The sequence below is a fragment of the Streptomyces sp. MNU76 genome (genome assembly GCF_020982545.1).
Classification (GTDB): Bacteria; Actinomycetota; Actinomycetes; order Streptomycetales; family Streptomycetaceae; genus Streptomyces.
The window spans coordinates 105,478-122,277 of the sequence record NZ_JAJKLK010000029.1; the positions used below are offsets into that span (position 1 = coordinate 105,478).

Annotated in this window: 13 protein-coding genes and 1 pseudogene; 6 read left to right on the plus strand and 8 right to left on the minus strand. The window is 73.5% G+C overall.

Annotation, left to right across the window (positions count from 1 at the left end; translation table 11 throughout):
• Positions 1 to 90: 90 nt before the first annotated feature.
• Positions 91 to 798, minus strand: a complete 708-nt coding sequence (locus tag E4N62_RS42770) for a CBS domain-containing protein (protein WP_230223535.1) — start codon at positions 796 to 798, stop codon at positions 91 to 93.
• Between the two features lie 262 nt (positions 799 to 1,060).
• Between E4N62_RS42770 and gap the strand changes: the two genes are divergently transcribed.
• The 5 genes from gap (at position 1,061) to E4N62_RS42795 (ending at position 8,778) form a co-directional block, all read left to right on the plus strand.
• Positions 1,061 to 2,074, plus strand: a complete 1,014-nt coding sequence (gene gap, locus E4N62_RS42775; RefSeq protein ID WP_230223537.1) for a type I glyceraldehyde-3-phosphate dehydrogenase — start codon at positions 1,061 to 1,063, stop codon at positions 2,072 to 2,074.
• 179 nt (positions 2,075 to 2,253) lie between these two features.
• Positions 2,254 to 4,629, plus strand: a complete 2,376-nt coding sequence (locus tag E4N62_RS42780) for a glycoside hydrolase family 65 protein (RefSeq protein WP_230223539.1) — start codon at positions 2,254 to 2,256, stop codon at positions 4,627 to 4,629.
• Positions 4,630 to 4,752: 123 nt separating this feature from the next.
• Entirely contained in the window at positions 4,753 to 7,446 is a 2,694-nt protein-coding gene (locus tag E4N62_RS42785; protein ID WP_230223541.1) for a bifunctional GNAT family N-acetyltransferase/acetate--CoA ligase family protein, read from the plus strand.
• A 13-nt stretch (positions 7,447 to 7,459) separates the two neighbouring features.
• On the plus strand, positions 7,460 to 8,191 hold the full coding sequence (locus tag E4N62_RS42790) for a CBS domain-containing protein (RefSeq protein ID WP_230223543.1): 732 nt from the start codon (positions 7,460 to 7,462) through the stop codon (positions 8,189 to 8,191).
• Between the two features lie 71 nt (positions 8,192 to 8,262).
• Complete coding sequence (locus E4N62_RS42795; RefSeq protein WP_230223545.1) at positions 8,263 to 8,778, plus strand: flavodoxin domain-containing protein; 516 nt, start codon at positions 8,263 to 8,265, stop codon at positions 8,776 to 8,778.
• A gap of 91 nt (positions 8,779 to 8,869) precedes the next feature.
• On the opposite strand, the gene E4N62_RS42800 is transcribed toward E4N62_RS42795, so the two are convergent.
• Positions 8,870 to 11,164 carry a heavy metal translocating P-type ATPase gene (locus tag E4N62_RS42800; RefSeq protein ID WP_230223546.1) on the minus strand — a complete coding sequence of 765 codons (2,295 nt, stop codon included), beginning with the start codon at positions 11,162 to 11,164 and terminating at the stop codon, positions 8,870 to 8,872.
• 313 nt (positions 11,165 to 11,477) lie between these two features.
• Here E4N62_RS42800 and E4N62_RS42805 point away from each other — a divergent pair, with 313 nt between their 5' ends.
• Positions 11,478 to 12,068, plus strand: a complete 591-nt coding sequence (locus E4N62_RS42805) for a hypothetical protein (RefSeq protein WP_230223547.1) — start codon at positions 11,478 to 11,480, stop codon at positions 12,066 to 12,068.
• Between the two features lie 45 nt (positions 12,069 to 12,113).
• Here the strand turns inward: E4N62_RS42805 and E4N62_RS42810 are convergent.
• From E4N62_RS42810 to E4N62_RS42835, 6 genes and pseudogenes are all read right to left on the minus strand, one after another.
• Positions 12,114 to 12,675 (minus strand): annotated as a pseudogene (locus tag E4N62_RS42810) (AIR synthase-related protein); the annotation flags it as partial.
• A 132-nt stretch (positions 12,676 to 12,807) separates the two neighbouring features.
• Complete coding sequence (locus E4N62_RS42815; protein ID WP_230223548.1) at positions 12,808 to 13,434, minus strand: CBS domain-containing protein; 627 nt, start codon at positions 13,432 to 13,434, stop codon at positions 12,808 to 12,810.
• An 11-nt stretch (positions 13,435 to 13,445) separates the two neighbouring features.
• The gene (locus E4N62_RS42820; RefSeq protein WP_230223549.1) at positions 13,446 to 14,777 is read right to left on the minus strand and encodes a Ni/Fe hydrogenase subunit alpha; all 1,332 of its coding nucleotides are present in this window, start codon (positions 14,775 to 14,777) and stop codon (positions 13,446 to 13,448) included.
• On the minus strand, positions 14,774 to 15,529 hold the full coding sequence (locus tag E4N62_RS42825; protein ID WP_230223550.1) for an oxidoreductase: 756 nt from the start codon (positions 15,527 to 15,529) through the stop codon (positions 14,774 to 14,776). The genes E4N62_RS42820 and E4N62_RS42825 overlap by 4 nt, the downstream gene beginning before the upstream one ends.
• Position 15,530: 1 nt before the next feature.
• The gene (locus E4N62_RS42830; protein WP_230223551.1) at positions 15,531 to 16,337 is read right to left on the minus strand and encodes an FAD/NAD(P)-binding protein; all 807 of its coding nucleotides are present in this window, start codon (positions 16,335 to 16,337) and stop codon (positions 15,531 to 15,533) included.
• On the minus strand, positions 16,337 to 16,798 hold the full coding sequence (locus E4N62_RS42835) for a Crp/Fnr family transcriptional regulator (protein WP_230223553.1): 462 nt from the start codon (positions 16,796 to 16,798) through the stop codon (positions 16,337 to 16,339). The genes E4N62_RS42830 and E4N62_RS42835 overlap by 1 nt, the downstream gene beginning before the upstream one ends.
• Positions 16,799 to 16,800: the final 2 nt, after the last annotated feature.

A 16,800-nucleotide genomic window follows, 5' to 3' on the forward strand; every position in this document is an offset into this window, starting at 1 on the left:
GAACGGTGACCGCCAGTGCCGCGGTAGGGCCGTTCGGCCCCGGCCCTCGGGCGAACCGGCCCCTCCTGGCGAGGACGCCGGCGGGATCGCTCAGCTCGCCAGCTGGGACCGGCGCGACGTGCCCGGGTCCGAGCCCGCCGACGTGTCGGAGTCGTCGATGCGGTGCTCCAGGTCGGCGGAGACGTCGACGACTCCGTCCACACCGCCGCACAGCCGCACCACGACCGGGACGAGGGACCTGCGCTCGACGGTGCCACGGAGCGTGACCCGTCCGTCGACCACTCGTACGAGGATCGCGTCGGGCGCGATGCCCAGGGTGCGCAGGAGAACGTCTCCGTTGATCTCCTCGCGGATGGCGCGGTCGCCCCGCAGGAACACGCGGAGCAGGTCCGCCCTGCTGATCATCCCGACCAGCCGGCCCGTCTCGTCGACGACCGGCAGCCGCTTGACCCGGTGGCGCTCCATGACCTGGGCGGCCTCCACCACCGTCCACTGCGGTCGGGCGGTCACGGCCGGAGCGCTCATCAGCCCCGCGGCCGTCGCCGCCTCAGCCTTCGCGCGGCTTGCGGGCTTCGGGTGCAGCACCGGCAGCAGACCGGCCGGATCCAGTTGTGCGGCCTCCTTGCGCAACAGGTCCGCCTCGGAGACGACACCCACGGGACGGTCGTCGTCGTCCACCACCGGTACGGCCGTGATGTCGTACTCGGCGAGCAGCTTGGCGATCTCCTTGAACCCGGTGTCGGGGTGCACCCGGACGACCGACGTGGTCATGAGGTCGCTCACCAACCGGTGCCGCATGGCCCTCGCCTCCTGAAATCACTCGTGTCTCTCCAGTTGCCTCCCACCCACTCTCCATCTGCGCCGGGCCGGGCTCCATGGGCCGGTCGGCCCCGGCGAGGGACCTGCGGCCCCTGCTCCCCGGGGACCCGCCACCACGACGCTGCAATCGGGGAGTCCGGCCACGAGGCCGGGGAGACGGCCTCCCGGCGAGGGGCCGGGGAGACCGTCGTCCCCGCCCGACCCGCCCGCAGTCGGCCGACCCCATGAGGAGCACACCGCCATGACCGTTCGCGTCGGTATCAACGGCTTCGGCCGTATCGGTCGCACCTACCTGCGCGCCGCCCTCGCCCGCGCCGAGGCCGGCACCCAGGACGTCGAGGTGGTCGCGATCAACGACATCACCTCGCCGGCCACGCTCGCGCACCTGCTGGAGTACGACTCGACGTTCGGACGCATCGGACGCGAGGTGAGCCACGACGACAGCTCGATCACCGTCGACGGCCGGCGCATCACGGTCACCGCCGAACGCGACCCGGCCGCCCTGCGCTGGGCCGACCACGGCGCCGACATCGTCGTGGAGTCCACCGGCCGCTTCCGCGACCGTGAGTCCGCCGCCCTGCACCTGAAGGCGGGCGCGCACACCGTGCTGCTGTCCGCTCCCGGCAAGGGCGTGGACGCCACCATCGTCATGGGCGTCAACGACGGCACCTACGACCGCCACCGCGACCGGATCGTCTCGGCCGCCTCCTGCACGACCAACTGCGTGGCCCCGATGGTGAAGGTCCTCGACGACGCCTTCGGCGTCGAACGCGGCGTCATGACCACCATCCACGGCTACACCAACGACCAGGCCCTCCTGGACGGCCCGCACAAGGACCTGCGCCGCGCACGCTCGGCGGCACTGAGCATCATCCCGACCAGCACGGGCGCCGCCCGCGCCGTCGGACTGGTGGTACCGGAGCTGGCCGGCGCCCTGGACGGGATCGCGGTCCGGGTGCCCGTGGAGGACGGCTCCCTGACCGACCTGGCCGTCGTGCTGGAGCGCGAGGCCACGGCCGAGGAGGTCAACGCCGCGTTCACGACGGCCGCCGACGGGCCGCTCCACGGCGTCCTGCGCGTGTCGAAGGCTCCCATCGTCTCCCGCGACGTGATCGGGGACCCGTCGTCCTGCGTCTTCGACCCGGCCCTCACCCAGGTCAACGGCACCCTCGCCAAGGTCTTCGGCTGGTACGACAACGAGTGGGGCTACACCAACCGCCTCCTCGACCTGACCGCACTGGTCGCCGACGACTGACGACCGACGACGGAGGACACACGGGAGGCACGAGCAAGCACTGTCCCCCGTCCGCCGCCGTACCCGCGTCGAACCGGGGCCGGCGGGCCTAGGCTCGACAGAACGATGGGACGCCCACGGGCTTCGCGCGGCCCCGCCGCGAAGCGGGCCGCGCGGAGCCCGACGTGCCGGAGGACCGGATGCGTGACTGGATCTGGGAGTACCAGGGCTACGACCCGGGGCAGGAGGGCCTGCGCGAGGCGCTGTGCACCCTCGGCAACGGCTACTTCGCCACCCGCGGCGCACTGCCCGAGTGCGGCGCCGACTCCGTGCACTACCCGGGCACCTACGCGGCCGGCTGCTACGACCGGCTCACCTCCGAGGTGGCGGGCCACCACGTCGAGAACGAGGACATGGTCAACCTGCCCAACTGGCTGCCGCTGCGCTTCCGTCTCACCGGCGGCGACTGGCTGACCCCGGACCGCCACCGGCTGCTCGACCACGGCCTGGGCCTGGACCTGTGGACCGGCCTCCTGGAGCGCCGCTCCACGTACGAGGACGGCGCCGGACGCCGTCTGCGGGTACGACAGCTGCGGCTGGTGCACATGGGGGACCCTCATCTCGCCGCGCTGCGCACGGAGTTCACCGCCGAGGACTTCTCGGGGGAACTGGAGGTGGAGGCCACCCTGGACGGCCGGGTGCGCAACACCGGAGTGGCGCGCTACCGGGACCTGGAGGCCAGGCACCTCGTGCACGTCCACTCCGACTCGGCGGACGCCGACACGGTGTGGCTGCGCTGCCGCACCAGCGCCTCCGACATCCGTATCGGCATGGCGGCACGGACCGTCAGCGCGAGCGGGGAGCCGTCCGAGGCCCGGCACGCGGGGCGGCGGGCCGTCCAGCGTTTCCGCCTCGCACTGGCGCCCGGCCGCACCGTCACCGTGGACAAGACCGTCGCCCTGTTCACCTCACGCGACCCGGCGATCGACGACCCGCTCCAGGCGGCCGTCGACCGGGTCGGCCACGCCCCCGGCTTCGACGAGCTGCTGGAGTCCCACCTCACCGCGTGGGACCTGCTGTGGCGGCGTGCCGATCTGCAGGTGCCCGGGAAGGCGGGCCACATCCTCCGGCTGCATCTGTTCCACGTCCTGCAGACGCTCTCCCCGCACACCGCCGACCTCGACGTCGGCGTCCCCGCGCGCGGACTGCACGGCGAGGCCTACCGCGGACACGTCTTCTGGGACGAACTGTTCGTCCTGCCCTATCTGAACCTGCACTTCCCCGAGGTCTCCCGGGCACTGCTGACCTATCGTCACCGCCGCCTGGCGCGGGCCCTGACCGCGGCCAGGGACATCGGGCGGACCGGGGCCATGTACCCCTGGCAGAGCGCGAGCGACGGCCGTGAGGAGACCCAGCGACTGCACCTCAACCCGCGTTCGGGGCGCTGGCTTCCCGACCACTCGCACCTGCAGCACCATGTGGGATCGGCCATCGCCTACAACGTGTGGCGGTACTACGAAGCCAGCGGCGACACCGAGTTCCTGCACACCAAGGGCGCCGAGATGCTGCTCCAGATCGCCCGTTTCTGGGCGAACGCGGCCACCTGGGACGAGGGCCTCGGCCGCTACCGCGTCCGCGGTGTCGTCGGGCCCGACGAATACCACGAGGCATACCCCGGGGCCGACCGGCCGGGACTCGACGACAACACGTACACCAATGTCACCGCTGCCTGGGTCCTCGCCCGCGCCTGCGAACTGCTGGAGACGCTCCCGTGGCCGCGCCGCCGCGAGCTCGCCGACCGCACCGGCTTCGACGGAGGCGAGCTCGAACTGTGGGAGGACGTCTCCCGCTCCCTCCACGTACCGTTCCACGCCGGTGTGATCAGCCAGTTCGAGGGGTACGGCGAGCTCGCCGAACTCGACTGGGCGGCGTACACGGCGAAGTACGGCGACATCCGACGGCTGGACCGGATCCTGGAGGCCGAGGGCGACACCGTCAACCGGTACAAGGCGTCCAAGCAGGCCGACGCGCTGATGCTCGGCCATCTCTTCTCACCCGCCGAACTGCGCGCGCTCTTCGACCGGCTCGGGTACCGGCTCGACGACGAGACCTGGCGGCGGACGGTGGACTACTACCTGGCCCGTACGTCCCACGGCTCCACGCTCAGCGCGCTCGTGCACGGCTGGGTACTCGCCAGGGCCCGCCGCTCGGAGGCGTGGACCTTCGTCCAGGAAGCGCTCGCCGGCGACATCGCCGACCTGCAGGGCGGCACCACCGGCGAGGGCATCCACCTCGGCGCCATGGCGGGCACCCTCGACCTCGTGCAGCGCGGTCTGACCGGACTGGAGACGCGCGGCGACACGCTGAGGCTCACCCCCGTGCCGATCCCGGAGCTGTCCGAGTACGGGTTCTCCATCCGCTACCGGGGCCACTGGGGCGTGCACCTGCGGCTGCGGTCCGGACAACTGCACATCACCGTGCCCGACTCCGACCGCGACCCCATCACCGTGGCCCTCGGCGACCGCACCGTCTCGGTCGCGCCGGGGGAGTCCCGCACGCTCGCCCTGCCGGACTGACGGAGGGCTGCCGGGCCCTCCCACCGAGGGCCGACCGGCCCCCTGCCCGCCCCGGACAGCCCATGGAATCACCTTCCGATCCGCTGGATGCTCGAAGTGTCACCGGCCCGGAGGAGACCTGCCATGACGGACGACCTGCTCAGCCGCCCCCCTGTCCACGCCCTGCTCGCGGATGGAACGACCGTTCGCATCCGGGCCGTGGAGCGAGGCGATCACGATCAGCTCCAAGGACTCTACGAGGAGATGTCCTCGGAGAACCTGCGGCTGCGGTTCTTCGCGGCGAGCCGGCGTTCGGCCAAGCTGGCGGCGGACCGGGCCTGTGCCCCACCGCGTCAGGGGTACCGGGCGCTCCTGGCGGAGCGCGCCGGCCAGGTGATCGGCCTCGCCGAGTACGAAACCGGCGAGGACGCAGGCACCGCCGAGATCTCCATCGCGGTCGCCGACGGACTGCACCACCGGGGCGTCGGCACCCTGCTGATCGAGCATCTCGTCTCGGCCGCCCGCGCGGAGGGGGTCACCACCTTCACCGCCGACGCGCTCAGCGAGAACAGCGAGGTGCTCCGGCTCTTCTCCGACCTCGGGCTGAGCATGTCCCGCAGCTTCGACGGCCCCGAGGTGCGCTGCACCATCACCCTGACCGAGGACGACACCTACCTCACGGCCGTCGAGGCCCGCGGCCGGGCCGCCGACGTCGCCAGCCTGGAACCGCTGCTGCGACCCCGCACCGTCGCCGTGATCGGGGCGGGCCGCAAGCCGGGATCCGTCGGACGCGCAGTCCTGCACCACCTGCGCACCGGCGGGTTCACCGGACGGCTGTTCGCGGTGAACCCCGCCGCCACATCCCTCCTCGGCGTGCCGTGCCACCCGTCCGTCGCCGCACTGCCCCAGACCCCCGACCTCGCGGTGGTCGCCGTACCCGCCGCCGCGATCCCCGCCACGGCCGAGGAGTGCGGCAAGGCCGGCGTACGGGCCCTGCTGGTGGTGACGGCGGGCCTGGACCGTGCCCAGGCGCGCGCTCTGCGGGAGGCCTGCCGCGCACACGGTATGCGCCTCGTCGGCCCCAACTGCCTGGGCATCTCGCACACCGACCCCGCCGTCCGCCTCGACGCGACCTTCGCCGCCGGTCATCCGAGCCCCGGCACCGCCGGTGTCGCCGTGCAGTCCGGCGGGGTGGGCATCGCTCTGCTCGACGGGCTCTCCCGGCTCGGCATCGGAGTGTCGTCCTTCGCCTCGCTCGGCGACAAGTACGACGTCAGCGGCAACGACATGCTCCAGTGGTGGGAGAGCGACGGCCGCACCGACCTCGCCCTGCTCCACCTGGAGTCCTTCGGCAACCCCAGGGCGTTCTCGCGCACCGCGCGCCGGGTGACCCGCCGTATGCCGGTGCTCACCGTCGACGCGGGCCGCACCGAGGCCGGGCGGCGGGCCGCCGCCTCGCACACGGCCGCCGCCGCCACCCCGACCATGACCCGCCGGGCCCTGTTCACCCAGGCCGGTGTCACCGCCACCGGCTCGGTCGGCGAACTCCTCGAAACCGCCGCCCTCCTGCACTCCCAGCCCCTGCCGAAGGGATTCCGCGTCGCCATCCTCACCAACGCCGGAGGCGCGGGCGTCCTGGCCGCCGACGCCTGTGTGGAGGCCGGACTGCTCCTCCCGGCGTTCACCCCCGAACTCGTCGACGACCTGCTGGCCGTGCTGCCCTGCGGCGCTTCCGTCGGCAACCCCGTGGACGCCACCGCCGCCGTCACGGAGGAACAGCTGGGGGACGCCGTGGAACGGGTGCTGCGGCACGGCGGGATCGACGCCGTGCTGCTGGCCCTCGTCCCCACGGCCGTCGCCGCGGCGACCGGCGACGACCTCATCAGGGCCCTCACCGACGCCCCCGGCCCCAGGCCGAAACCGGTCGTCGCGGTACGACTCGAACAGGACCTGCCGGTCAGGCTGTTGCCCGCCACCGGCGGCGGCACCGTCCCCTCCTACGCCGAACCCCAGGCCGCGGCACGGGCCCTGACCCACGCAGCCCACCGCGCCGCCTGGCTGGCCCGCCCGGCCGGAACCGTGCCGCACCTGGACGGCATCGACACGAGCCGCGCCCACGACATCGTCGAGACGTTCCTGTCCGTCCACCCGGACGGCGGCTGGCTCGACCCGCGGACCTGCGCCGACCTGATGTCCTGCTACGGCATCCCGCAGATCCCGTGGGCCTGGGCCGAGACCGAGGACGCCGCCGTCCTCGCCGCCGACCGGCTGCGCGGCCCCGACGGCCGCGTGGTCATGAAGGCCCACTGGCCGGGTCTCGTACACAAGAGCGAACAGCGCGCGGTCCACCTCGACCTCCAGGGCGACTCGCAGGTCCGCGCCGCCTTCCGTGACTTCGAGACCCGCTTCGGTGACCTGCTGACCGGCGTGGTCGTCCAGCCGCTCGCCCCACGCGGCACCGAACTCTTCGCGGGCGTCGTCCAGGACGAGGTCTTCGGCCCGCTCGTGCTGTTCGGACTCGGCGGCACCGCCACCGAGGTGCTCGGCGACCACGCCGCCCGGCTCGCCCCGCTCACCGACCACGACGTCCACGACCTGATCACCGCACCGCGCTGCGCCCCGCTGCTGTTCGGCGCGCGCGGCAGCGGACCGGTCGACCTCGAACGCCTGGAGCGGCTGCTGCTGGGGCTGTCCCGGATGGCGGCCGACCTGCCGCAGCTCGCCGAGGCCGACTTCAACCCCGTTCTCGCGACATCGGCCGGAGTCTCCGTGCTCGACGCGCGCGTGCGCCTGCTGCCCCGCAGGCCCCAGGATCCCTATTTGCGGCGCCTTCGCTGAGGAGGGAAGAGCCATGAAGCATGACAAGGTCGGCTCCGTGATGACGACCGACGTCGTCCGTGCCGAGTACGACACCCCGTTCAAGGAGGTCGCCCGACTGCTCGCCGACCACCGGATCAGCGGACTTCCGGTGATCGACGACGACGACAAGGTCATCGGGGTCATCTCCGAGACCGATCTGATGGCCAGGCAGGCCGAGGCCCCCGACCCCTACGAGCCGCGCAGGCGCCACCCCTTCGGCGCGCTGACCCGCAGGGCACGACGGCAGGCCGCCAAGGCGGAGGCCCGTACCGCGGGCCGGCTGATGACCGAGCCGCCGATCACCGTGCACGCGGAGGACACCGTCGTCGAGGCGGCCCGGACCATGGCCCAGCACCGCGTGGAGCGGCTGCCCGTCGTGGACGAGGAGGAACGCCTCGTCGGCATCGTGACCCGGCGCGACCTGCTCCAGGTCTTCCTGCGGCCCGACGAGGAGATCCGCTCCACCGTGACCCGGGAGGTGGTGGTGCGCAGCCTGTGGCTGGCCCCGCACAGCGTCGACGTGTCCGTGGACCAGGGCGTCGTCACCCTCTCGGGCCAGATGGAACGCAAGAGCGAGACGGAGATCGCCGTCTCGATGACCCGCCAGATCGACGGGGTGGTCGGCGTCGTCGACAAACTCACCTGGCGGCTGGACGACGCACGAATCGAACCCGCCGAACAGGCCCTGCAAGGCGTCGCGGACCCCTGGCTGCGCAGGCTGTGAACCGCAGGCCGTGACGCGCGGTCCGCGAGGGCGGGCCGGCGCGCAGGGCCGTGAGAGGGAGGCTCAACGTCATGAACGCCAAAGTCCTGGTCGCCTACGGGACGACCAACGGATCCACCGCCCGGATCGCCGAGACCATCGCCGAGACCCTGGACAAGGAGGGGCTGACGGCCGAGGCCCGGCCCGCCGAATCCGTCGTCACCCTGCTGCCGTACGACGCCGTCGTGGTCGGCGGCGGGGTCTACGCCGGCCGCTGGCAGAAGAACGCCCGCCGCTTCCTGCGCCGGCACCGCCGCGAACTGCCCGCCCGCCCGCTGTGGCTGTTCAGCAGCGGGCCCCTCGACGCCTCCGCCTCCGAGCGGGACATCCCGCCCGTGCCCGGCGTCCGCAGGGCCATGATCCGGTTCGACGCCAGGGAGCACATCACCTTCGGCGGCTGCCTGGAGAAGGGCGCGAAGGGCTTCATCGCCCACCGCATCGTGGAGTCCGGCAAGGGGGGCGACTTCCGGGACTTTCCCGCGATCGAGGCGTGGGCGGGCCGGATCGCCAAGGAGCTGCTGGGGGCGCCCCAGGGGGAGAGGCTCTGACCTGGAAGGGGGCAGCGGGCGGTACGGCGGGCGGCGGGCCGCCCGCCGTACCGTGTGTTTCGCCTCTTCCGCGCTGCTCCGGCCAGGTCCCTCACGGCGCCAGCGAGAAGTAGTTCTCCTCCTCCTGGTCGAAGTGCAACCGCAGGACGCCGTACAGCCCGTACAGGCAGGCCCGGAGGTCGTCGAGGTTCTCCGGGCGGAGCCCGCCGTCCGCGTCGGTGAGCGTGAGGTGCGTGGCGATGCGGTCGGCGAGACGGTCGATCTCGGCGTGGGCCCTGCTCATCGTGGCCGTCGCCTCCGGGCCTCCCAGCGAGTCGGCGAGCGCGGGGTAGAGCTGGTGCTCCTCGGCGTGCTCGTGCGGCAGCAGCCGCTCGGTCAGCAGCCGGTGCACCTGCTCGACGGATTCCCGCGCCTGGCCCTGCGGGGCCTGCGACAGCCGGTCCGCCGCCGCCCGGACAGCCTCGACCACCTCCCGGAGGTCGTCGTGCTCGGCCGCGAACCGGTGCACCAGCTCCTCCGCGGTGGGCGTGAGCACCTGGGCGCCGTCGCGGGCCGGGAGCAGCGCGCGTAGCGCGTTGAGGATGACGGCGACGTCGATGCCCTCCTGGAGGAGGGCTCCGGCGGCCGGAGGCAGCAACCCGAAGGCCGCCGCCACCATCGCGGCCAGCGACATGACCATGCCGCCCAGCGCGCTCTGCACGGCGATGCGACGGGCACGTACGGCGATGCCCATGGCGTCGGCGAGCCGGTCCACCCGATCCGTGGTGAGCACGATGTCGGCCGCCTCGGAGGACGCGCTGGAGCCGCGCGCCCCCATGGCGACCCCGACGTCGGCGGCGGCCAGCGCCGGAGCGTCGTTGACGCCGTCGCCGACCATCACGGTGACGGCGTGGGCGCGTTCGGCCCGGACCGCGGCGACCTTGTCGGCGGGGGACTGCCCGGTCCGCACGTCGTCGAGCCCGAGGACGGTGGCGACCTCGTGGGCGGGTTCCGGGCGGTCGCCGGTGAGCATCGTCAGGCGCCCGATGCCGGCCGCCCGCAGCCGCCGCAGCGTCCTCGGAGCGTCCCGGCGCAGGGGATCACGCAGCAGGACGGCACCGGCCACCTCACCGTCCACCGTCACCCAGACCACGGTCGCCCCGTCGAGCACGGACCGGTTGTCGACCGCGCGGACCCATGCGGCGGTCTCCTGCCCGACGGGCATCCGGCCCACGAAGAGGGCACGACCGTCCACGGAGCCGGTGGCGCCGCGCCCCGGTTCCTCGTGGACGTCCGCGGGCATGGACAGTTCCAGTCCGCGCCGATGTGCCTCGTCCACGAGGGCCTGGGCGAGGACGTGCGGGGAGAACCGGTCGAGGGAGGCGGCCCGGCGCAGTACCTCCGCCGGTTCGCCGCCCGGGGCCGCGGCGACGTCCACGACACGGGGACGCCCCGCTGTGAGTGTGCCCGTCTTGTCCAGAACCAGGGTGCGGGCCCGGCCGAGGCTCTCCAGGGCACCGCCGTCACGGACGACGACTCCCCGGCGGGCGGCCCGCGAGAGTCCCGAGACGATCGCCACCGGGGCGGCGAGCAGCAACGGACAGGGTGTGGCGACCACCAGCACCGCGACCGCGGACGTCGCCGACCCCCCGATCAGCCAGGCCAGACCCGCCACGACCAGGCTCAGCGGCACGAACCAGGCGGCGTACCGGTCGGCCAGCCGCACCACGGGGGCGGTCTCGGCACCGGCCTGCCGGGCGAGCCGGACGATCTCGGCGTAGGCGCTGTCCTCCGCGGTGGCGGTGGCCCGCAGTTCGAAGGCGGTACCCGCGTTGACGGCCCCGCTGCGCACCAGTTCTCCCCGGCCGTGCTCGACGGGCAGGGACTCACCGGTGAGCACCGACTCGTCCAGGACGGCGAAGCGGTCGACGACCCGCCCGTTGACGGGGACGACCTCGCCGGGTCCGACCACCAGCAGATCGTCCACCGCGACTTCGGCCAGTGCGACCGTGCGCGCCTCGGCCCCGATGCGGCGGCGCGCCGATCGCGGGGCGTGCCGCACCAGCGCGCTCAGATCGCGGGAGGCCCGCCGCCGCGCCGCCGCCTCCAGCGCCCGGCCGGTCGCGAGCATCACCGCGATCAGGGCCCCGGCCAGGTACTCGCGCACGGCGAGCGTGCCGCCCAGGGCGAGGACGGCGATCACGTCGACGCCCGCGTGTCCCTGGTGCAGGGCGCGCAGGATCCAGATCACCGAGGGCGCCACCGCCGCCACGGTCCCGGCCGCCCAGCACAGATCCGCCACCTCGGGCGCGCCCGCCAGCCAGGCGATCCCGCCGACGACGAGCGCCGCCGTGGTCACCGCCAACAGCAGCGCGTCCGTTCCGTACCGTGCCAGTCGCCCACGCATCAGCCGGCCTCCTCGCCCCGTCCGGCACGGCTCCGCTCGCTGGACGGGCCTTCGGTCGGCGCAGGGCTCCGATCCCAGCGTCCCGCACAGGCGACGGTCCGGCCCGGGGCCGCACAGTCCAGGGAGGGGGACGGACGGCCCCTCCCCCCGGAGCCACGGGGCCGGTCGGGTCCGGTGCGGCCCGGCAGGCCCCGGAGAAGGACCCGGTCGGCCCCTGCCCGTCCGGGCGGCGCACTGGGAGATTTCCCTGAAGGGCACTGCCGTGTCCGGCGGGTCCTCACGACCCACGAGAAGGGCGAGGGGGTGTCGAACGATGGCTCGCAGTCGTCACCGCGCGCCGCGGAGACTGTGGCTGTGGCGCTGGCGGGCGAACCCGCTCCGGCGCCGGAGCGACGTCGTGGAGGGCCGGCTGCTGCTGGCGGTCTGCGGGCTCGCCGTCGCCGTGGGCGCCTTTGTCGGCGCGGCGACCGCGCACGACGTGGAGCGGAACCTGAACGAGCGGAGGGCCGAGCGGCAGCCTGTCGCCGCGGTCCTCACCGAGGACGCTCCCGCCACCGTCTCCGCGACCGCCGGTACCGGCGGCAAGGTGTGGGCCGAGGTGCGCTGGACGGAGGCCGACGGCTCCCCCCGGACGGGGTCGGCCCGTGTCGAGCCAGGAACGGACGGCGGCGCCAGGGTCCGGGTGTGGCTGGACCGTCACGGCAATGTCGTACCCGCGCCCCTCGACAGGGACGACGCGGCGCTCCAGGGCGTCGCCCTGGGCACGGTCACCGCCGTCGGCACCGCCGTGACCGTCTCCTGCCTCGGCTGGGTCGTCCACCGGCGCGCCGAACGACGGCGGATGGCGGCGTGGGACACGGAGTGGGCGCGGATCGGCCCGCAGTGGGGACAGCGGACGAGCTGACGCTGAGCCTGCCGGAGGCTGCCTGGAAGTCCGACGGTCCGCCGGCGCGCCCACCCGCGTCCGCAGGGTCACCCGCCCGGCCGGTCCTCGCGCCGCCACCTCACCGATCCGCACCGCCCGCGCGCCCTCCGGCAGGGACCGCATCGCGGCCAGGGCCTCCTCGGCCACCGGCGCCGAGACGAAAGCCACCAGACACCCCCGTCGGCGACGGTCTGCGGATCCGGGCCGAGCAGGTCGCGGGCGGACGCGACTGCCTCGGGCACCGGGACCGCGCCCTCGTCGATCTCGACGGCGACCCGGGAGTCCCGGGCCACCTCCTTGAGCGCGGCGGCCAGGCCGCCCCGGGTCGGGTCGCGCAGGGCATGCACGTCCGGGGTCCCGTGCGCGAGCGCCTCCACGAGGCGGTGCAGCGGGCGGCTGTCCGAGGCGATGTCGCTCTCGAAGCGACCCCCTCGCGGGTGCTGAGGACGCTCGTGCCGTGCAGTCCGATCGGCCCGGACGGCAGCACCGCGTCCCCGGGGCGGGCGAGGGCCGCGGACGGACGCAACGCACCGTGCCGCTGCCCGACGCCGGTGGTGTCGACGAAGAGCCAGGCCCCCGCACACCTCCATGATCCGCCACGGCCGTGTGGCGATGCCCGCCGGTTCGTCCAGCAGTTGCCGGCCGAGCCCGGGGTCGTGGTATTCGTCCAGGCACTGCATGGAGACCTCGAGCGAGTCGTCGGGCCCGGCCCGGGAGATCAGCGGTGCGAGAGGTCGAGACGGATGTCGACGACACCCTCGACCGCCCGCACGGCACGGGCCAGGACGGGCACGAGTCCGCGTTCGGGCAGCGAACCGCCCAGCGTCACCACGCCCTCCGTGACGGTGACCGTGATCGCCTCCGTGGACGGGAGCGAGGTGAGGACGGAATCGCGTATCTCCTCGGCCATCTCCTCGTCGGGGCGGAGGAACACCTTGAGCAGGTCCCCGCGGCTGACCACGCCCTGGAGCATGCCGACCCGGTCGACGACCGGGAGCCGCTTGACCTTGCGGCGCGCCATGATGCGGGCGGCCTCGGCCAGCGTGGCGTCGGCGTGGACCGAGACGGCGGGGGCGTTCATCAGCTCACCGGCCGTCACCGCACCCGCCTTGAGACGGTCCGCGAACTCGCCCCGGGTGTCGTCGGCGTCCCGGAACTCCTCCTTGTGCAGCAGGTCGGCCTCCGAGACCACCCCGACGACCCGGCCCTCGCCCTCCAGTACGGGCAGGGCGCTGACCTTCCACTGGTCGAACAGCTGGACGATCTCCTTGAAGGGCGCATCACGTCCCACGGCGACGACGGTATGCGTCATCACATCGCTCACGGTGTACGGCGAGTCAGGCATCGGGGCCTCCTTCAGGTGCGGACGACGGTCAGGTCGAGGAAGTGGGTGGAGCACGAGATGCAGGGGTCGTGGTTGCGGATCGCCCGCTCGCACAGGACCGTCAGCTCCGCGTCGTCCGGGTCGCCGTCGGTGATCGCGGCCTGGGCGAGGCGCAGCAGGTCGTCCTCGATGGCGCCCTGGTTCTGGGCGGTGGGAGGCACGAGCCGGGCGTCGGTGAGGATGCCGTCCGCGTCGAGCGCGTAGCGGTGGTAGAGCAGTCCGCGCGGGGCCTCGGTGGCTCCGTGGCCGACCCCGGCGGTCGGCGGCACCTCGGTGTACGGGCGTGGCGGCGGCTCGTACGCGTCGATGATCCGCAGCGCCTCGTCGACGGCGTACACGACCTCCACGGCCCGCACCAGGATCGACCGGAAGGGGTTGCGGCACATCACGCCCTCGCCCGGATCGCCGAGCCCCGCCGCACGGGCGGCCTCCCTCGTCAGCGGCGACAGCAGGCGCCCGCCCACCGCGAACCTGGCGAGGGCACCGGTGAGATGGCGTCGCCCGTCCAGTCGGGCGTGCAGAGCCGTGGAGTGCGGCACCTGGGTCTCGGTGACGTGGTCGGTGAAGTCCCGTACCGGGAAGGACCGGAGCGTACCGTCGGAGCGCAGCACGGTCGGGGTGCCGCCCTCGATGGCGTACGTGTCGTCAGAGGCCAGCGCGAACAGGTCGGCATCGACCCGGGCCTCGGGAAACTCGAATCCGGCCACCCAGCGCACGGTCTCCAGTGCGTCGTCGAGAGCTCTCCGCAACTCCTCCGCCAGCGGCCGCAGTTCGGCCCGGGTCGGAGTGCGGTGGAAGCCCCCGAGCCGCACGTTGACGGGATGGACGGCCCGTCCGCCCAGCAGCTCCATCAGGGAGTTGCCCGCCTTCTTCAGCCTCAGCCCCCGCTCGACCTCCGCCCGGTGCGTGCGCGCCAGCTCGATCGCGCTCGCCCGGCCCAGGAAGTCCGGCGCGTGCAGCAGGTAGACGTGCAGGGTGTGGCTCTCGATCCACTCGCCGCAGTACAGCAGCCTGCGCAGGTCACGGATTCGCGGGTCGACGGTGACGCCGCAGGCGTCCTCGACGGCCGCGCACGCGCTCATCTGGTACGCCACCGGGCAGATTCCGCACACCCGGGCGGTGAGGTCGGGCGGCTCGGTGTACGCCCGGCCACGCAGGAACGCCTCGAAGAACCGGGGCGGTTCGTAGATGTCGAGCCGGGCCTCGCGCACCGTACCGCCGTGGACGCTCAGCCGCAGCGCGCCCTCGCCCTCCACCCGGGCGAGCGAACCGACGTGCAGGACTCGGGAACCGCGATGGGTCACTTCGTCAACTCCTCTTCGAAGGCAAGGGCGTTGAAGGTGTGCAGCAAGCGGTCGGTGGCGTCCTCGTCGAGGCCGTCCCGGCGCAGCACGGGAATCAGCGCGGGCAGGTTCACCGTGCCCGCGGGCCCGAAGCAGCCGTAGCAGCCCCGCCCGTACGCCGGGCACAGGGCCCCGCAGCCGGCCTGGGTGACCGGCCCGAGGCAGGGCGTACCGTGGGCGACGATCACGCAGACCGTGCCGCGCCGCTTGCACTCGAAGCACACACTGTGGTCGGGCACGTCCGGCCGGCGACCGGCGAGGAACGCGGTGATCACCTCGATGAGCTGCCGCTTGTCGATCGGACAGCCGCGCAGTTCGAAGTCGACGTCCACATGGGCCGACACCGGTGTGGACGTGGCCAGGGTGGAGACGTACTCCGGATGCGCGTAGACGACCCGCCGGTACTCCTCGACGTCCGCGTAGTTGCGCAGCGCCTGGATGCCCCCGGCGGTGGCGCAGGCCCCGATGGTGACCAGTCGACGCGAGGCGGCCCGGATCTCCCGGATCCGCTCCGCGTCCTCGGCGGTGGTGACCGAACCCTCGACGAGAGCCAGGTCGTACGGTCCGTCCCCCACCGCGCTGGATGCCTCCAGGAAGTGGGCGACGTCCACCTGCCCCGCCAGCGCGAGGAGTTCGTCCTCGCAGTCCAGCAGGGTCAGCTGGCAGCCGTCGCAGGAGGCGAGTTTGAACACGGCGAGCCTCGGCACGGTCATCTCACAACTCCCTCACGGACAGAAGGGGTTCGGCGCGGTCCCAGCCGACGACCGGACCGTCCCGGCACACCAGCAGCGGACCGAGCTGGCAGTGGCCGCACGTTCCCGTCGCGCACCGCATGTTCCGCTCCAAGGACACTCGGATCCGTTCCGCGGGCACCCCGCGGTGAGCGAGGTCCCTGGCGGTGGCGCGGATCATCGGCTCGGGGCCGCAGACGAAGGCCCAGGTGTCGGCGGGCTCGAACGGTGCCCGGCCCAGGAGCTGGGTGACCACGCCGACATCTTCCCGCCAGCCGGGGTCGGGCCGGTCGACGGTCACCCCGGTGAACGCCGTCGGCCAGCCGTCGATCTCCTCCCGGCCGATCAGGTCGCCCGGCGTACGGGCCCCGACGAGCACGCTGAGCCGGCCGTACGCCCCGGGCTCGGCGAGCACGCTCAGGACCAGCGGGCGCAGCGGAGCCAGGCCGATGCCGCCCGCCACCACCAGGACGTCCCGGCCGCGCGCCCGCCCGACCTCCCAGCCGGTGCCGTACGGCCCGCGCAGGCCCAGTACGTCACCGGTCCGGGCCGCGCACAGCCCGTCCGAGACGGCGCCCACACCCCGGACGGTGTGCGCGAGGCCGCCCGTGCCCTGGACGGAGCTGGCCGACAGGGGGATCTCGCCCCGGCCGAAACAGTGCACCATCGCGAACTGTCCCGGTGCGAAGTCCGCCAGCGTCTCGCCGACCGGTTCACACCGCAGCGTGACCGTCTCCGGGGTCTCCCGCCGCCGGTCGACCACGACATACGGGACGGGCACGGCGGTCATCACGCACCCCCGCCGGGCGAGCGGCCGTACAGGTCCACCAGACGCGCGCGGGCCGCGTTGAGCCGTTGCGACACGACCCGGCCCACCCAGTGACCGACGGCCCGGCCGAACTCGGCGTCCTCCTCGCACATCCGGCGCACGGCGACGGCGTCGAACTCGTGCGCCGCCACCCGGGTGACGGTCTCGGCGCCGAGCTGCCAGACGTACGGCTCGTACAGCCAGGACCAGCCCACCAGGTCGTCGGTGCCCAGGGTCTCGATCACCGGCGCGCGACGACCGGGTACGTGCAGATCGAGGGCGACGCGGCCGTTCCGCACGACCCAGAAGCGGTCGGCGCGTGCGCCCTCCTCGAACAGCCGCAGGCCCGGCGGCAGGTCGACCTCGCGAGCGACGCGCAGCAGCCGGTCACGATGCTCGGGAGGCAGCGCGTGGGCCAGGCGCAGCATGGGGGAGACGCTCATCG

Coding starts and splice junctions, on each gene's coding strand:
- E4N62_RS42780 (WP_230223539.1), top strand. CDS start 2,254: ATGCGTGACTGGATCTGGGAGTACCAGGGCTACGACCCGGGGCAGGAG.
- E4N62_RS42825 (WP_230223550.1), bottom strand. CDS start 15,529: ATGACCGTGCCGAGGCTCGCCGTGTTCAAACTCGCCTCCTGCGACGGC.
- E4N62_RS42815 (WP_230223548.1), bottom strand. CDS start 13,434: ATGCCTGACTCGCCGTACACCGTGAGCGATGTGATGACGCATACCGTC.
- E4N62_RS42770 (WP_230223535.1), bottom strand. CDS start 798: ATGCGGCACCGGTTGGTGAGCGACCTCATGACCACGTCGGTCGTCCGG.
- E4N62_RS42805 (WP_230223547.1), top strand. CDS start 11,478: ATGGCTCGCAGTCGTCACCGCGCGCCGCGGAGACTGTGGCTGTGGCGC.
- E4N62_RS42835 (WP_230223553.1), bottom strand. CDS start 16,798: ATGAGCGTCTCCCCCATGCTGCGCCTGGCCCACGCGCTGCCTCCCGAG.
- E4N62_RS42790 (WP_230223543.1), top strand. CDS start 7,460: ATGAAGCATGACAAGGTCGGCTCCGTGATGACGACCGACGTCGTCCGT.
- E4N62_RS42795 (WP_230223545.1), top strand. CDS start 8,263: ATGAACGCCAAAGTCCTGGTCGCCTACGGGACGACCAACGGATCCACC.
- E4N62_RS42785 (WP_230223541.1), top strand. CDS start 4,753: ATGACGGACGACCTGCTCAGCCGCCCCCCTGTCCACGCCCTGCTCGCG.
- gap (WP_230223537.1), top strand. CDS start 1,061: ATGACCGTTCGCGTCGGTATCAACGGCTTCGGCCGTATCGGTCGCACC.
- E4N62_RS42830 (WP_230223551.1), bottom strand. CDS start 16,337: ATGACCGCCGTGCCCGTCCCGTATGTCGTGGTCGACCGGCGGCGGGAG.
- E4N62_RS42800 (WP_230223546.1), bottom strand. CDS start 11,164: ATGCGTGGGCGACTGGCACGGTACGGAACGGACGCGCTGCTGTTGGCG.